General features: G+C 71.6%; 11 protein-coding genes and 1 riboswitch. Of the genes, 6 read left to right on the top strand and 5 right to left on the bottom strand.

Annotation, left to right across the window (positions count from 1 at the left end; genetic code table 11):
• Positions 1-31: 31 nt before the first annotated feature.
• A riboswitch (ZMP/ZTP riboswitch) is annotated at positions 32-116 on the bottom strand.
• A 53-nt stretch (positions 117-169) separates the two neighbouring features.
• The 6 genes from ACWA14_RS04225 to ACWA14_RS04200 all read left to right on the top strand — a co-directional run bounded on the left by ACWA14_RS04225 (position 170) and on the right by ACWA14_RS04200 (position 7,645).
• On the top strand, positions 170-1,690 hold the full coding sequence (locus ACWA14_RS04225) for a beta-N-acetylhexosaminidase (RefSeq protein ID WP_463796236.1): 1,521 nt from the start codon (positions 170-172) through the stop codon (positions 1,688-1,690).
• Positions 1,687-2,859, top strand: coding sequence for an N-acetylglucosamine-6-phosphate deacetylase (nagA, locus tag ACWA14_RS04220; protein ID WP_463796235.1), 1,173 nt, complete (start codon positions 1,687-1,689; stop codon positions 2,857-2,859). Before ACWA14_RS04225 ends, nagA begins: the two co-directional genes overlap by 4 nt.
• Before the next feature lie 493 nt (positions 2,860-3,352).
• The gene (locus ACWA14_RS04215) at positions 3,353-5,491 is read left to right on the top strand and encodes a sigma-70 family RNA polymerase sigma factor (protein ID WP_463796234.1); all 2,139 of its coding nucleotides are present in this window, start codon (positions 3,353-3,355) and stop codon (positions 5,489-5,491) included.
• Positions 5,492-5,500: 9 nt separating this feature from the next.
• Entirely contained in the window at positions 5,501-5,872 is a 372-nt protein-coding gene (locus tag ACWA14_RS04210) for a YrdB family protein (protein WP_463796233.1), read from the top strand.
• On the top strand, positions 5,869-7,245 hold the full coding sequence (locus tag ACWA14_RS04205) for an FAD-binding oxidoreductase (protein WP_463796232.1): 1,377 nt from the start codon (positions 5,869-5,871) through the stop codon (positions 7,243-7,245). The genes ACWA14_RS04210 and ACWA14_RS04205 overlap by 4 nt, the downstream gene beginning before the upstream one ends.
• Entirely contained in the window at positions 7,238-7,645 is a 408-nt protein-coding gene (locus ACWA14_RS04200) for an NUDIX hydrolase (RefSeq protein ID WP_463796231.1), read from the top strand. Before ACWA14_RS04205 ends, ACWA14_RS04200 begins: the two co-directional genes overlap by 8 nt.
• Positions 7,646-7,686: 41 nt before the next feature.
• Here the strand turns inward: ACWA14_RS04200 and nagB are convergent, their stop codons facing one another.
• The 5 genes from nagB to ACWA14_RS04175 all read right to left on the bottom strand — a co-directional run bounded on the left by nagB (position 7,687) and on the right by ACWA14_RS04175 (position 15,216).
• A complete protein-coding gene (nagB, locus tag ACWA14_RS04195; protein WP_463796230.1) occupies positions 7,687-8,466 on the bottom strand; it encodes a glucosamine-6-phosphate deaminase in 780 nt (259 codons plus the stop codon).
• Positions 8,459-9,424, bottom strand: a complete 966-nt coding sequence (locus ACWA14_RS04190; protein WP_463796229.1) for an ROK family protein — start codon at positions 9,422-9,424, stop codon at positions 8,459-8,461. The genes nagB and ACWA14_RS04190 overlap by 8 nt, the downstream gene beginning before the upstream one ends.
• Positions 9,425-9,458: 34 nt before the next feature.
• Entirely contained in the window at positions 9,459-10,646 is a 1,188-nt protein-coding gene (locus ACWA14_RS04185) for an ROK family transcriptional regulator (RefSeq protein WP_463796228.1), read from the bottom strand.
• A gap of 80 nt (positions 10,647-10,726) precedes the next feature.
• Positions 10,727-14,008 carry a family 20 glycosylhydrolase gene (locus tag ACWA14_RS04180; RefSeq protein WP_463796227.1) on the bottom strand — a complete coding sequence of 1,094 codons (3,282 nt, stop codon included), beginning with the start codon at positions 14,006-14,008 and terminating at the stop codon, positions 10,727-10,729.
• Positions 13,999-15,216 carry a type III PLP-dependent enzyme domain-containing protein gene (locus ACWA14_RS04175; protein WP_463796226.1) on the bottom strand — a complete coding sequence of 406 codons (1,218 nt, stop codon included), beginning with the start codon at positions 15,214-15,216 and terminating at the stop codon, positions 13,999-14,001. The genes ACWA14_RS04180 and ACWA14_RS04175 overlap by 10 nt, the downstream gene beginning before the upstream one ends.
• Positions 15,217-15,227: the final 11 nt, after the last annotated feature.

Genomic DNA, 15,227 nt, shown 5'->3' with positions numbered 1-15,227 from the left:
TGCTCCTCTGACGACGGATTCGAAGGGTGTACCAATCGGCCCAGGCGCGCGGTCGAATTCCGTGTTCAGTCGCTCCCCGGTGGTAGTCCACCCAGACGCCAGTCGCGACGGTTACGAGCATAGCGGATTCCTCCTGTGGCTCTCGCCTTCCCCGGGGTAGGTTTTGTTTATGGTCCTTCCCCATTCCCTTCCTCTGGTCCCCCTCCCCGCCGTCGCCGACGCCGGAGAAGGACGGATGCCGATCGGCGCGACGTCGCGCGTGCTCGGCGTCTCCCCTCTCGTGGCAGAGCTGAGCGATCGCATCGCGGCACGCACGGGCATCCGGCTCGCGTCGACGATCGACGGGGAGCCGACCGCGGGCGACATCGTGCTGCGCCTCGACCCCGCCGTCGGACCCGCCGAGGGCTACCGTCTGCGCGTCGCCGAGCACGTCGAGATCGTCGGCGCCGATGAGGCCGGTCTCTTCTACGGCGTGCAGACCCTCCGGCAACTGCTCCGCGAGTCCGACGACGGCTGGGCGATCCTCCACGCCGAGATCGAGGACAGCCCGCGCTTCTCGCACCGCGGCGTCATGCTCGACGTCACGCGTCACTTCTTCGACGTGGACGAGGTCAAGAAGTTCATTGACGCCACGAGCGCGCTCAAGCTGAATCGCCTGCACCTGCACCTCAGCGACGACCAGGGCTGGCGCGTGCAGATCGATTCCTGGCCGCTGCTGACCGAACGCGCGTCCGCGACCGCGGCAGGAGGAGACCCGGGCGGCTTCTACACGAAGGACGACTATCGCGAACTGGTCGCCTACGCCGCCGCGCACCACATGGTCCTGATCCCCGAGATCGATCTGCCGGGGCACACGCACGCGATCGGGCTCGCCTATCCCGAGCTCGTCGAGGCGCCGGTGCTGAACGACGCGCTGCTCGCCGATGCCGAGCGCCTGAACCAGGCCCTGCCCGTCGCGGGAGAGCCCTACCTCGGCTGGGGCGTCGGTCACTCGAGCGTCCGCATCCACGAGGAGCGCACGTACGACTTCGTGCGCGACGTCGTGCGCGAGCTGGCCGAGATGACTCCGGGGCCGTACCTGCACATCGGCGGCGACGAATCGCTCGGCACCCCGCAGGCGGACTTCGATCTCTTCGTGGCACGCGCGACGCAGATCGTCGTCGAGGCGGGGAAGGTCCCGATCGCCTGGCACGAGGTCGGCGCCGCCGCGGGGATCGCCCGCGGCACCGTCGGGCAGTACTGGGGCATGAAGGTCCCGATGGGCTCGCACGCCGAAGAGGCGGCCCGCTTCGTCGAACGCGGCGGATCCCTCATCATGTCGGCCGCCGACGCCGCCTACCTCGACATGAAGTACACCCCCGAGTTCCTCCTCGGCCTGACCTGGGCCGCCGTGGTCGATGTGCGCGCGTCGTACGACTGGGAGCCGACCGCCGTCCTCGACGTGCCCGATACCGCGATCCTCGGCATCGAGGCGCCCCTGTGGTCGGAGACGACGCGCACCCTGCGCGACGTCGAGCAGCTCGTGTTCCCCCGCGCTGCCGCGCAGGCCGAGATCGCGTGGTCGGCGCAGGAGGCTCCCGGGCGCACCTGGGACGCGTTCCGCGAGCGGCTCGGATCACTGGCCCCGCTGTGGAAGGCTGAATCGATCGACTTCCACCCCGCCGACGATGTTCCCTGGAGCGAGCGATGACCGTGCATTCTTCCGAACGCGGATCCCTGGTGATCCACTCCGCCCGCCTGATCGACGGCGGCGGGATCACCGACGACGCCTGGCTGCGGATCGAGGCCGGTCGGGTGACCGCCCACGGCACGGGTGCGGACTGGACGCCCGCCGACGACGTCGTGGACGCCGCGGCGGTCGCAGGACCCGGCGCGATCCTCACTCCCGGCTTCATCGACATCCACGGGCACGGAGGCGCCGGCGTCTCGTTCGACGACGGCGCCGAGGCGATCCGCACCGCGCGTGCGCTGCATCGCGCGCACGGCACCACGCGGGCCGTCGTGTCGCTCGTGACCGCGAGTGTGGACGACCTCGCTCGCAGCGTGTCCCTGATCGCGGATCTGATGCGGACGGATGCCGACATCCTCGGCTCGCACCTGGAGGGACCGTTCCTCGACCCGGGGCACCACGGCGCGCACGAGCCCACGCTCCTCCGGGAGCCGGTCGCCGCCGACGTGGCACGTCTGCTCGACGCCGGGAGGGGCACGATCCGCCAGGTCACGATCGCCCCCGAACTGCCCGGTGGACTCGACGCCATCCGTCAGATCGTCGCCTCGGGCGCCGCCGCGGCCGTCGGGCACACCGACGCCGACGCCGCGACCGCCCGTGCCGCGTTCGCGGCCGGAGCGTCGATCCTCACGCATGCGTTCAACGCGATGCCCGGCATCCATCACCGCGCCCCCGGCCCCGTGCTCGCGGCGGCGGCGGATCATCGGGTGGTGCTCGAGGGCATCGCCGACGACGTGCACCTCGACCCGCAGGTGATCGCGCTGCTGTTCGCCGCAGCGCCCGGGCGGGTGGCGCTGGTCACCGACGCGATGGCGGCCGCGGGCAGCGCCGACGGTCACTACGACCTCGGGGCCGTGAGCGTGACCGTCACGAACGGGATCGCCCGCGCGGATGACACGGGCTCGATCGCCGGGTCCACCCTGACGCAGGACGTCGCCCTGGCGCGCGCGGTGAGTGCCGGCGTTCCCCTGGCGGAGGCGGTGCGTGCGTTGACCGAGACGCCGGCGCGGGCCATCGGTGTCGATTCCGAGATCGGCGGTCTGACCCCGGGGCGCATCGGCGATGCCGTGCTGCTGGATGAGGAGCTGCGCGTCGTCCGCGTATGGCTGGGAGGGCGCCTCTCCGTGTGAGAGGCCCGTCCGCTGATCGCGTGACGACGCGCAGCTCTGCGCTCTCCGGTCCCTTCGACCGCGCCGGGGGCCACCGTTCCCCAGGATTGGTGGCCCCGCTTCGCGGTCGGAGTGAGGGGCCGAGAACTCCTCCCCCGAGGCTCCCGACCCGCCCAGCCGGTGCGGTCTCCCGACACCGGCGCCTGAATCTCGCCCCCCGGTGAGTTTCGTCTGGCTGTCTCCATGTGATGAGACGAGCTTCTGCCCGATTCATTACGCGAACCTCGGAGGTTTTTTGAAGATTCTCCGCCCCGGTGCGCGAAAGTAGCTTGGGAACAGGGATTATCTGCTTCGAAGAGATTCGGAGACTTCCTCAGAGGGGTGGTTCTGCGGGACGATCCGCGTCAGAATGAACGAGGCGCGTGATGAAACGCCCTTCCGCGCGTCTCTCTTGAGAGGGCACGCACGCGCCCCGAATCCCGACGCTTGCGCTTCCCGAGACAGATGGACCCCTGTGCACCACGCCACCTCCCCGAACGACGAGCCGATCGCTGACGCCGATCTGATCCTCCGCACCCGCTCCGGCGACACGGAGGCATTCGGGGAACTCTGGCGACGCCACTACGTCTCGGGAATGGCGGTGGCCCGCTCGGTGACATCGTCGATCGACCCCGACGACCTCGTGCAGGAGTCGTACACGCGCATCTACCAGGCGATCGTCAAGGGCGGCGGCCCGAACGGTTCCTTCCGCGCCTATCTGTTCACCAGCATCCGCAACACGGCCGCGGCCTGGGGACGATCGCGTCGCGACTCCGCGATCGACGAGCTCGACTCGATCGCCGACCCGGACAGCAGCGAGCAGGCGGCGAACGAAGCCCTCGATCGCAGCCTCACCGCCCAGGCGTTCCGCAGCCTCCCCTCCCGCTGGCAGGAGGTGCTCTGGTACACCGAGATCGAGCAGATGAGGCCCCAGGAGGTCGCGCCCCTGCTGGGCATGAAGTCCGGCGCCGTCTCGCAGCTGGCGTTCCGTGCCCGCGAGGGGCTGCGAGAAGCGTGGATCCAGGCGCACCTGCGCAGCGCCGCCCCCGGCTCCGAGTGCCAGTGGACCATCGAGCACCTCGGCGCATACTCCCGAGGCAACCTCAGCACGCGCGACCACAAGCGCCTCGAACTCCACCTGGACGAGTGTGCGCGATGCATGATCGTCGCGGCTGAGGCCAAGGACGTCTCGATGCGGCTCGGCCTCGTGCTGCTGCCTCTCGTGCTCGGCATCGGCGGCTCCGCCGGATATCTCGCCTCGCTGCAGTCCGGCGGCGTGCCCGTGATGGCCGCCGCCGCGGCACCCGTCGCGATCCCGGCCGCGGTGTTCGCGGGGGCTCCCGATGCGGCCGCGTCTGCCGCTGTCGGTGGTGGCGCGATGACCGCTGCCGGATCGAGCGCCAGCGGAGGTGCGGGCGCCGGCGGCGCGGGTGCGGCCACGGGAGGAGCGGCCGGCGGTGTCTTCACCGGCATCGGCGCTCTCGTCGGCGCCGGATCGGCGGCGGTCCTGGTGGCCGGAGTCGTCGCGGCGGCGACCATCGTCCCCGGTCTCATCGACCCCCGCCCCTCCTCGGTGCCCAGCGCCGGAGATGCGGACTCGTCGTCGATCACTTCGGAGATCTCTCCGGATGAGTCGATGAACAGCGACCAGTCGATCGTCATCGAGATCCCCGCACCCTCACCGCGCCCCGAGCCGGAGAAGAAGACCGTCCCGCCCGCCGACGACGCGGAGGAAACGGATGCGGAGTCGGTCGGTCCGCTCGTCGACGAGCGCCCGACCCCGCCGATCGTGGTCCCGCCGGTCATCGCCCCTCCCGTCGATCCCGTCGATCCGGTCGATCCGGTCGATCCTGTCGATCCTGTCGATCCGGTCGATCCCGTCGACCCCGTCGACCCCGTCGACCCCGTCGACCCCGTCGACCCCGTCGACCCCGTCGACCCCGTCGATCCTGTCGACCCGGTCGACCCCGTCGACCCCTCGGTCCCGACCGAGGCGCCGACCTGGGGTGCGGCGACGATCACGCTCGACCTGAACCTGGTGCTTCACTACAGCGTGCCCGTCCAGGGTCTGCCCGGCGCGACGATCGAGGCCTTCATCGGCTCCGGCGGGCGCGGCAGCACGGTCACGCTCGATGAGAACGGCGCCGGCGTCGTCGACCTGCGACCCACGGCCCTCCAGCACCTGTTGGGCACGGCGAGTGTCACGTTCCGCTACGTGCTCGAATCCGGCCCCGGACCGTCGGGCGAGACCACACTCGGCGCCCTCGCCCAGGGCACGCTCATCGAGCTGCCCAGCGACGAGACCGCCCTGGGCGACGAGAGCGCCCTGGGCGACGAGAGCGATCCTGCGGTCGACATGGCCGTCGTCGAAGAGACCGCGCCCGCCGCGGAGACTGTGCCCGCCGCGGAGACCGCACCCGTCGAAGAGACTGCGCCCGTCGAACAGACTGCGCCCGTCGAAGAAGCCGTACCCGCCGAGGAGACCGCACCTGTCGCCGACCCGGCGCCCCCGGTGGAGGTCGCCCCTGCGTCCGAGACCGAGGTGACGGACCCGCTCGCGACCGAGCAGCCTGCCCCGCTCGACGCGGACGATGGGCTCGCGAGCGCCGAATAGACTGGTGCCATGTCCTCGGATCCCGCTCCCGTCCCCGGCGTCGCGCGTCCGGTCATCACCGTCCTCGACGTCGTCCGCGCCATCATCCTGGTGATCGCCATCGGCTCCCTCGCCGTGTGGGGGTTCCTGACGTGGGAGTTCCCCTGGAACATCGTGGCGGGCATCGGCGCGCCGGTCGTCGTCCTGCTGGTCTGGGCGCTCTTCCTGTCCCCGCGTCCCGTCCTGCGCGTGCACCCGTTCCTGCGCGCCGCGGTCGAACTGTTCATCTACGCCGGCGTCACCATCGCCTGGTGGTCGATGGACCAGGCCCTGATCGGCTCGGCATTCGGCCTCGTCGCCATCGCCACCGGCGTCATCTCCGGGCGACGCGCACTGTCATGACCGCCCTGGCGCAGCTCCAGGCAGCCCTCGGCCCCCTCGTGGACGTCGATCCCGTCGCCCTGGACGCTGCCAGAGCCGACCGTTCCGGTCACGCCGCACAGGGCTCGCCGATCGCCATCGTGCACGCCGAGACCGTCGCGCAGGTGCAGGAGACGCTGCGCATCGCGACGGCGACCCGCACCCCCGTGGTCGTCCGCGGAGCGGGAACCGGGCTCGCGGGTGCCGCGAACGCGGGAGAGGGTGAGATCGTGCTGTCGACCGCGCGCATGACCGCCCTCATCGAGGTGCGCGCCGATGATCTGCTCGCGGTGGTCGAACCCGGCATCCTGAACGCCGACCTGAACCGGCAGCTCGCCGGGCACGGCGTGTGGTGGGCCCCCGATCCGGCCAGCCGGGACATCTCGACCGTGGGCGGCAACATCGCCACCGGCGCCGGCGGACTGCTGTGCGCCAAATACGGTGTCGTGCGCGACGCCGTCCTCGGCGTCGATCTCGTGCTCGCCGACGGGCGCCTGGTGCACCTCGGTCATCGCAGCGTGAAAGGCGTCACCGGGCTCGACCTCACCTCGCTCGTGATCGGCTCGGAGGGCACGCTCGGCGTGATCGTGGGAGCCACCCTGAAGCTGCGTCGTCTCATCGAGGGGCCCGTCTGCACGATCACGGCGATCTTCTCCGATGTCCGCACCGCGGCTGCGGCCTCCGCGGCCGTCACCGCCTCCGGCGTGCAGCCCGCGATCATGGAGCTGATGGATGCCGCGAGCCTCGCCGCCGTGCATGCGCTGCTCGCGCTGCCGGCACCGGTCGCGGGCGTCGCACAGCTGACGATCCAGACCGACGGCCCCGCCGCCGTGGCCGAGGCGGAGACGATCGCCGCGGTGCTGCGCGCGCACGCAGGCGCGACGACGCTCACGCACGACCCCGTCGAGGGCGAACGGCTGCTCGCGATCCGGCGCTCCATGCACGCGGCGATGGCCTCGCTGGGAACGACGCTGATCGAAGACGTCGCGGTGCCGCGCAGCGCGATGCCGGCCATGTTCGACGAGATCGCCCGCATCGAGCGCGACTACGACCTCGTGATCCCCACGGTCGCGCATGCCGGCGACGGGAACCTGCACCCGAACTTCATCTTCGAGGGCAGCGAGACCCCGGCCCACGTCTGGGCGGCGGCCGACGAGATGTTCCGCGCCGCGATCCGGCTGGGCGGCACCCTCACGGGAGAACACGGCATCGGTGTGCTGAAGAGGCGCTGGCTGGCCGATGAGCTCGGCGACGCGCAGTGGGAGCTGCAGCGGGAGATCACGCGCGTGTTCGACCCCCTCGGCATCCTGAACCCCGGCAAGGTCTTCCTCCCCGACGCGGAAACGCATGCCTGACATCCACGTGAGCGCGGCCGTGATCGTCGACGCGGCCGACCGCGTCCTGGTGGTGCGCAAGCAGGGCACGGTGCGGTTCATGCAGCCGGGGGGCAAGCCCGAAGCCGACGAGACCGCCGTACAGACCCTGATCCGCGAACTCGAGGAGGAGCTCGGGCTGCGTCTGCCCGAGAGCGCCCTCACGCCACTCGGCACGTTCGTCTCCGCTGCCGCCAACGAGCCGGGGCACCGCGTGGTCGCCGCCGCCTTCTCGGCCACGATCGATCCGGCCGCGGTGACGGTTCAGGCCGAACTGGCCGAACTGCGGTGGATCACTCCGGCCGACGTCGGCACCCTGCCGCTCGCGCCGCTGAGCGTCGAGCATCTGCTGCCGCTCGCCTGGCCCGCGCTGCACCGCTGACCATGACTCAGAGGTGACGACGGCTCAGAGCGGGGGACGGTTCAGATCCCCTGCCAGGCCGGCTTGTTCGCGAAGGTGTACCGGTAGTAGTCGGCGAGCTTCAGCTTCGAGGCCGCGGCCTCGTCGACGACGACCGTCGCATGGGGGTGCAGCTGGATCGCCGAGCCCGGGAGGATCGCCGCGAGCGGCCCCTCGACGGCATCGGCCACCGCCTGCGCCTTGCCCGCGCCGAACGCCAGAAGCACGAGGTGACGGGCCCGCAGGATCGTGCCGAGCCCCTGCGTGATGCAGTGGCGCGGGACGTCGTCGATGGAGTCGAAGAAGCGCGCGTTGTCCTCGCGCGTCTGCTCGGTGAGCGTCTTCACCCGCGTCTGCGACGCGAACGACGATCCGGGTTCGTTGAATCCGATGTGGCCGTCGGTGCCGATGCCGAGGATCTGCAGGTCGACACCCCCGGCCGCGGCGATCGCGGCCTCGTAGTCGCTGCCCGCGCGCTGGATCGTCTCCAGCGCGCCGTTGGGCACCTGGATGCGCTGCGGGTCGAGCCCCAGCGGCTCGATGACCTCGCGGGTGATGACCGACCGGTAGCTCTCGGGATGCTCCGGAGCGAGCCCCACGTATTCGTCGAGCGCGAAACCGCGCACCTGGGAGAGATCACGGCCCGCCAGCTCGCGGCGCAGCGCCTGGTAGACCGACAGCGGGGTCGATCCCGTCGCGAGGCCCAGCACGGCGTCCGGACGCTGCGCGATGAGTTCCGCGATCTCGGTGGCGACCAGGGAACCGGCGGCTTCCGCGTTCTCGACGATGACGACCTCAGCCATGGGGGACGATCTCCTTCTCGGTGATGGAAGCGCCGACGAGTGCGGCGCCGAAAGCGGCAGCGGGTGAGCCGGACGCGAGCATCTCGATCCTCTCATCCAGGCGCAGGGAACGCATGAACGGTGACGCCTCCGCGTCGGTGAGCAGCGAGCGGCGGATGCCGGCCTCGAGCCGGTCGCCGAGCGCCGTGAGGCCCCCGCCGATGATCACGGTCTCCACGTCGGCGGACAGCACGAGCACGCGCACGGCGGCGGCGGCTCCGCGATGGAGGTCGTCGCGCAGGGCGAGCGCCATCCGATCACCCGCCTCGGCGGCGTCGAGGATGTCCTTCACCGGGAGAGCGCCGGGGCGGTCCCAGGCCCGCGCGAGAGCGCCCCCGCCGCAGAAGGTCTCGATGCAACCGCGCTGACCGCAGCCGCAGAGTCTCCCGTTCGGGTCGACCGAGATGTGCCCCACCTCTCCCGCGGTACCCCGTGCCCCGCGCCAGATCCGGCCGTCGACGACGATGCCCGCCGCCACGCCGGTGCCGAGGTTGAGGTAGGCCATGGAGCCCGTCATCCCGCGGAGGGCCGCCGCGCCCAGCGCCGCCGCCTTCACATCGTTCTCGACGCGGAAGGGCACCCCGAGCGCACGCTGCGCCTGCACGGCGAGGTCGAGCGACTCGACGCCGAGGTTCACCGCGTGCAGCACCCGTCCGGAATCGGCGTCGACCAGACCGGGGATGCCGATCCCGACCGAGCGGACCTCCGACAGGGCGATGCCGGTCTCGTCCGCGAGCGCCGAGACCGCCAGGACGATGCTCTCGACCACGGCGTCCTCACCCCAGCCCGTCGGTCGCCGCAGCCGGCCCAGGATGTCACCGGACGGGGACACGGCGACCGCGTCGATCTTGGTGCCGCCGACGTCCAGGCCCACGCGAATGTGCCGACCGTCGAGGTCGGCGAAGTGTGCATCCGTCATCGGATGCCGCCCCCGGCGCCGGTCAGGGCCGCGCTCACGAGACACCCAGCTGTGCGGAGAGCACCATGACGGCGGCGCCGCGGAGCACGATGTCCTCCTGCGCGGTGAGACGGATGAGCGTGTCCTCGAACACGCCCTCCAGCGTCCTGGCGTGGAGGGTCTCGATCGCGGAGTCGATCAGGATGCCGTCGAGCAGATCCGCAGGACCCGAGACGACGACCTCGGACAGGTCGAGGGCGGCGACGATCGGGGCGATCGCGATGCCCATCCGGGTGCCGGCGTCGCGGAGGATCGCATCGCGCGACGCGGGCTCGGCCGCGAGGGCCGCGCGCAGCCGGCTCACGCTGAGCCAGGCTTCGAGGCAGCCGTCCTTCCCGCAGGCGCACCGCGGTCCGCCGTCGGTGCCGACGACGACGTGACCGATCTCCCCCGCGGCGAATCGGCTGCCCAGCAGGGGCTGGCTGCCGGTGATGAGCCCGGCACCCACGCCTCGACCGATCTTGATCAGCATGAAGTCGGCCTTGGCGTCGCCGAAGGTGTACTCCGCGAGCACCGCGGCGTTGGCGTCGTTGCGCGCGAGCACGGGAAGATCCAGCTCGGCGCCGAGCTTCGCCTCGAGCGGGAAGTTGGTCCAGCCCAGGTTGGGCGAGCTGAGCACGAGCCCGTCCGGCCGCACGACGCCCGGGGTGCCGATGCCGACGCCGAGCAGGGGCCGCGTGGATGCCGCGACGAGCTGTCGGGCGAGATCGAGCGCGGCGGCGTAGACGCCCTCCCCCGCGGCTTCGGCGGGGCGCGCCACCTCACGGCGCTCGAGCACGTCGCCGTCGAGGCTGAGGACCGCCCCGATGAACGCGGTGGGTCCGGACAGGTCCAGACCGATGATCTGATGGCCCACGCGATCGATGTCGATCAGGATCGGGGGCTTCCCGGGTCCGACCGTCTCGCGGACTCCCATCTCGATCACGATGCCGTCCGCGATGAACTCGGCGACGAGGTCGGAGATGGTGACGCGGGTCAGACCGGTCTCGCGGGAGAGATCCGCGCGGCTCATCGCCCCCGCGTGATACAGCGTCTGCAGCACGAGCGCGCGGTTGTGTCCGCGGGCGTGCTCGGGAAGGACCTTCGCGCGGGAGCGCAGATGACGCCCTGGCCCGAAGGCGTGGTTGTTCCCTCCGACGTACGCTGCCGTCATGGCGGGACGCGATGGATCCGAAGCGGACATGTTTGTTAGTAGACCTTACGAACCAGGTTTGTGCAACTTCCCTCGCGCGGGGCGCAAGGAGGGTTACCGAAACGTTACTTTTACTGCGGTGCCGGATCTGCCGCGTCGGCGGCCCGTCTGACGAGCCGCTCCACCAGTCCCGCGACGATCTCCTCGCGCGCCCGGATCGTCATCGGCTTGCCGGCCACCCCGGGGCGGCGCTGATCCGGAGTCGGTCCGTCGAGGGGACGATACCGCACCCCGGACGCCGCGAGTCGGATGAGGTGGGTCGGCAGACGCCGGGCGAAGTCCGGGTAGTCCCCCGCCTCCCCTCCGGCCCACAGCCGTTCGGCGATCGCCGCGAGCCGCGGGAACATCGCGAAGTCGACCCGCTCCCTCGTCGGCAGGTGCTCGGTCCAGACGTTGGCCTGACCCCCGACAGCGCCCTCGGGGACCCGCAGCGAATAGGCGCGTTCGATCGTCAGCGGCGGCCCGACCCGCACGGGCTCGTCCGGTGAGTCGGACTGCGCGTAGTCGAGGTACACCTCGAGATCGGGGCATGCGATCACCGGGATGCCGCGGCGCAGCGCCTCCTGCATCGCGACCGGGCCCCGCCAGGCGAGGATCCGCATCCCCTCCGGCACATCCCCCTCGAGCACCTCGTCCCACGCGAGTGCGGTGCGGCCTCGGGCGCGGACGTGCGCGGCGAAGTGCGCCGTGAACCACGGCTGCACGTCGTGCGGCGTCTCGAGACCGAGCTCATGCATCCGCTCCTGCGCCGCCGGGCTCTCGGCCCACTCGGTCACCGGCACCTCGTCGCCGCCGATGCCGATCCACTCCGCGTCGAAGATGTCGCACAGCGCATCGATCGCGGCCCGCCCGAACGCGAGCGACGTCTCGGTGGGCGCCAGCGTCCGCGGGTTGACCCCGAACCGTTCCCACGGCGTCGTGACCGGGGCCCCCACATCGGTGTTGCCGAGCTCGGGATAGGCCGCCAACGCCGCCTGGATGTGTCCGGGCAGCTCGACCTCGGGCACCACCGTCACGAAACGCTCGGCCGCGTACTCGACCAGAGCACCGAGCTCCGCGGTCGTGTAGTACCCCTCGTGCACTCCCGGTTCCACGGTGGCCCGCGTGCCGTGCCCGAGCTGGGTGGCAGGCCGGCGCGCGCCGACCTCGGTGAGCCGCGGGAAGCCCGGCACCTCGAAACGCCAGCCCTGGTCATCGGTGAGGTGCAGGTGCAGCACGTTCAGATGATGGTCGGCCAGGAGGTCGATCAGTCGGCGGATGTCGTCGACGGGACGAAAATGACGCGCGACGTCGAGCATCGTGCCGCGCCAGGCGTGGGCGGGCGAACCGTGCCAGACGCCCGCGGGCAGCAGCGCGGCCTCGGCATCCGGCGAGCGCAGCTGGCGCAGGGTCGTGGCGCCGCGGAACACGCCGGCGGCGGTCGCACCGACGATCTCGACGGCATCGCTCGCGACCGTGATCCGGAACGCCTCGGCACCGATACGACCCGATGCCGCGGCGTCTTCGCCGATCCGCTCGTCCACGCGGAGACGGATGACCGGCTGTGCGGGCTCGACCGACGCCCCCGCGCCGAGGCGTGCCGCGATGCCGGCGAGTTCCGCGGGAGCGTCGACGGGGGTGTGCACGGTCCAGGGGAAGCAGGGCGCCGCGGGGTCGATGCGCGACTCGATCAGCGGCAGCGTCGCACGGTGCGGCACCGGTGGCATGCGCAGTGCGCGGCCGGGGGTTCGTCCGGTGGTTTCCCCGTCCGACACCACGGGCACGCCGCCGACCAGCACCTCGATCACTCCGACCGGCGGGGTGAGTGGCGCTTCGAACGTGGCGCCCGCGGCGATCGTATGCGGGTCGAACAGGACCAGGTCCGCCGTGGCGCCCGTGCGGATCACACCGCGGGGCGCGTCGCCGCGGTCGAGTCCCAGTCGCGCCGCCGGCGTGCCGGACAGGTGACGCACTGCCTCTTCCAGGCTGAGGATGCCGAGCTCGCGCACGTAGTGTCCGAGATAGCGCGGGAAGGTGCCTCGCCCGCGGGGGTGCGGGCGTGCGCCGATCAGGATGCCGTCGCTGCCGGCGGTGTGTCGCGGGTGGCGCATGATCTCGCGGACGTTGTCCTCATCGCCGATGTGCATCAGGATGCCGGTGGCCCCGGCGTCGGCGATGATCGTGTCGATCACGATGTCGACGGCTGCCCGGCCGCTGCTCTCGGCGATCTCGGCCACCGTGCGACCGATCAGTCCGGCGAGCTCGGGTCGCGCGGTGCCGGAGATCTGGATGGCGCTCCAGTCGGCGCGTTCGCCGTGGAAGCCGTCGCAGCCGATGTCCTCGAGCTCGGCCCGCACGCGCTCGCGCCCCTCGGCATCGAGCTCCGCGAGCACGCGGACGAGGTCGCCGCTCTCGGCGAGACGGCTCGGCAGGAGTGCGGAGAGAGTCGTGGCCCCCGGGAGGTATGGGTATGTGTCGAGCGTCACGTCGACCCCGTCCGCGAGCGCCTCGTCCACGAGTGCGAGGAGCTCCCCGGCACGCCCGCGGTTGGGCGCGAAGTTCATGGTGGCGTGCGTCAGGTGGATCGGGCATCCCGTCCGGCGGCCGATGTCGAGCGCCTCGCGGTAGGCGTCCAGCGCGCCGCCGCCGTAGCTGCGGGTGTGCGGCGACCAGTAGCCGCCGCGCTCGGCGACGACCCTGCACAGCGCCTCGAGCTCGGCCGTGTCGGCGTACATGCCCGGGGTGTAGGTCAGACCGCTCGACATGCCGAACGCTCCGGCGTCGAGCGCGGCTCCGAGCAGCTCCGACATGCGGGCGATCTCGGCGGGTGTCGCCGGCCGATTCTGATGGCCTACGACCATCATGCGCAGGTTGCCCTGAGGTACGAGCACGGCGGAGTTCCCGACCGCGACCGTGTCGATCGCCTGCAGCAGATCATCCATGGTGCGCCACGGTGCGGACGGCGGCAGGCCGTTCCATCCCGCGATCTGCGCGGGGATGACGGCCGCGGTCGCGTCGTCGAGCGGTGCGTAGCCGAGACCGTCCTGGCCGAGGACCTCGGTGGTGACGCCTTGACGGATCTTGGCGGTGTGCGCGGCGCCGCTGAGCACGGCGAGCTCGCTGTGCGCGTGCATGTCGATGAACCCGGGAGCCAGCACCAGACCGCGGGCGTCGATCTCGACCGTCCCCTCCGGGAGATCCCCCTGCTCGGCGCCTGCTTCACCGGCAGCGTCTAGCCGGTGGATCGCGACGATCCGTGCGCCCTCCACGGCGACGTCGGCCTCGTACCGAGGCGCCCCGGTGCCGTCGACCACGCTCGCTCCGCGGTAGAGGCGCACGAGCCCGCCGGCCGCCTTCTCGGCGCTCAGAAGCATGTCGCCACCGCCCCGATCACCCGCGGATCATCGGCGTCGGGGTCGTCGATCACCGCGACGACGCGCCACTTGTCGAAGGCCGTGCACGGATGCGAGAGGCCCAGCCGCACGACGTCGCCGACCGCGACCGTCGCGTCCGCGGCGAGCCGTAGGAACGCGTGCTGATCGTTGAGCGCGGTGATCTCCCCCGCCACGGACTGCGGCGTGGGCAGGTCGATGTCGAACGGCACGTCGCGCCGACCGGCGTCGAGCAGAGCCAGATCGTCTTCCGGATGCGACAGCACCCTCGACCAGGCGTGCATGGCCGAGCGCAGCGGCGCCGTGCCGGCCACCGGACCGAACGGCGACATGCGGGAGTAGAAGCCGTCATCGTGGATCTGGAAGGCACCCGAGCGCAGCACGACGTCCGCGGACTCCCGGTGCGGAGCCAGCACCGCGGCGACGCGATCGGGGAAGGAACTGCCGCCGGCGCTGAGCACGGGACGTGCCCCCGCGGGATAGGTCAGGCGGTGGTGGAGCTCCACGAGCGTCCCCAGGTAGGCATCGACCGCGGCAGTGGACGCGGACGCGCGATCGGGACCGAACGGCCCCTCATAGCCGGCGACGCCGGCCAGACGCAGTCCGGCCGCGTCCGCGATCGCTTCCGCGATGCGCTCCCCTTCCTCGATCGTGCGCGCTCCCGTGCGTCCGTGCGCCCCGCCGAGTTCGACCAGGATCTCCAGGGGGCGTTCGGCCTCGCCCAGGGCCCCCGCGAGGATCTCGACCGTCGCGACGGAGTCGGCCCAGCACAGGATCCGCAGGGCCGGCTCCGCGGACAGCAGCGCTCCGAGATGGGCGGCGGCTGACGCGTCGGTCACCGCGTTCGCGATCAGGACCGTGCGCACCCCGGCCGCCACGGCGACCTCGGCCTGCCACGGGGTCGCGACCGAGATCCCCCATGCGCCGGCGTCGAGCAGGCGCTGCCACAGCGCGGGGGCCATCGTCGTCTTGCCGTGCGGCGCGAGCAGCACTCCCTGCGCACGAGCCCAGGCGAACACGGTCTCCTCGTTGTGCGTGAGCGCGGCCTCGTGCACCGTGAGCACGGGCGTCGACAGGTCGGAGAGCCGCAGGCCGGCGCCCGCCACGTCGGAGAGCCGGAGCCCGGCCGCGCGCGCCGGGAACCCCTTCGCCCAGGGGCCGAGCACGGGGTCGGGGATTTGTAGAGGCATCTAACAAGGCT

Source organism: Microbacterium sp. TW_SC_2, assembly GCF_055361165.1.
This window is presented reverse-complemented; position numbering and strand designations above follow the sequence as displayed.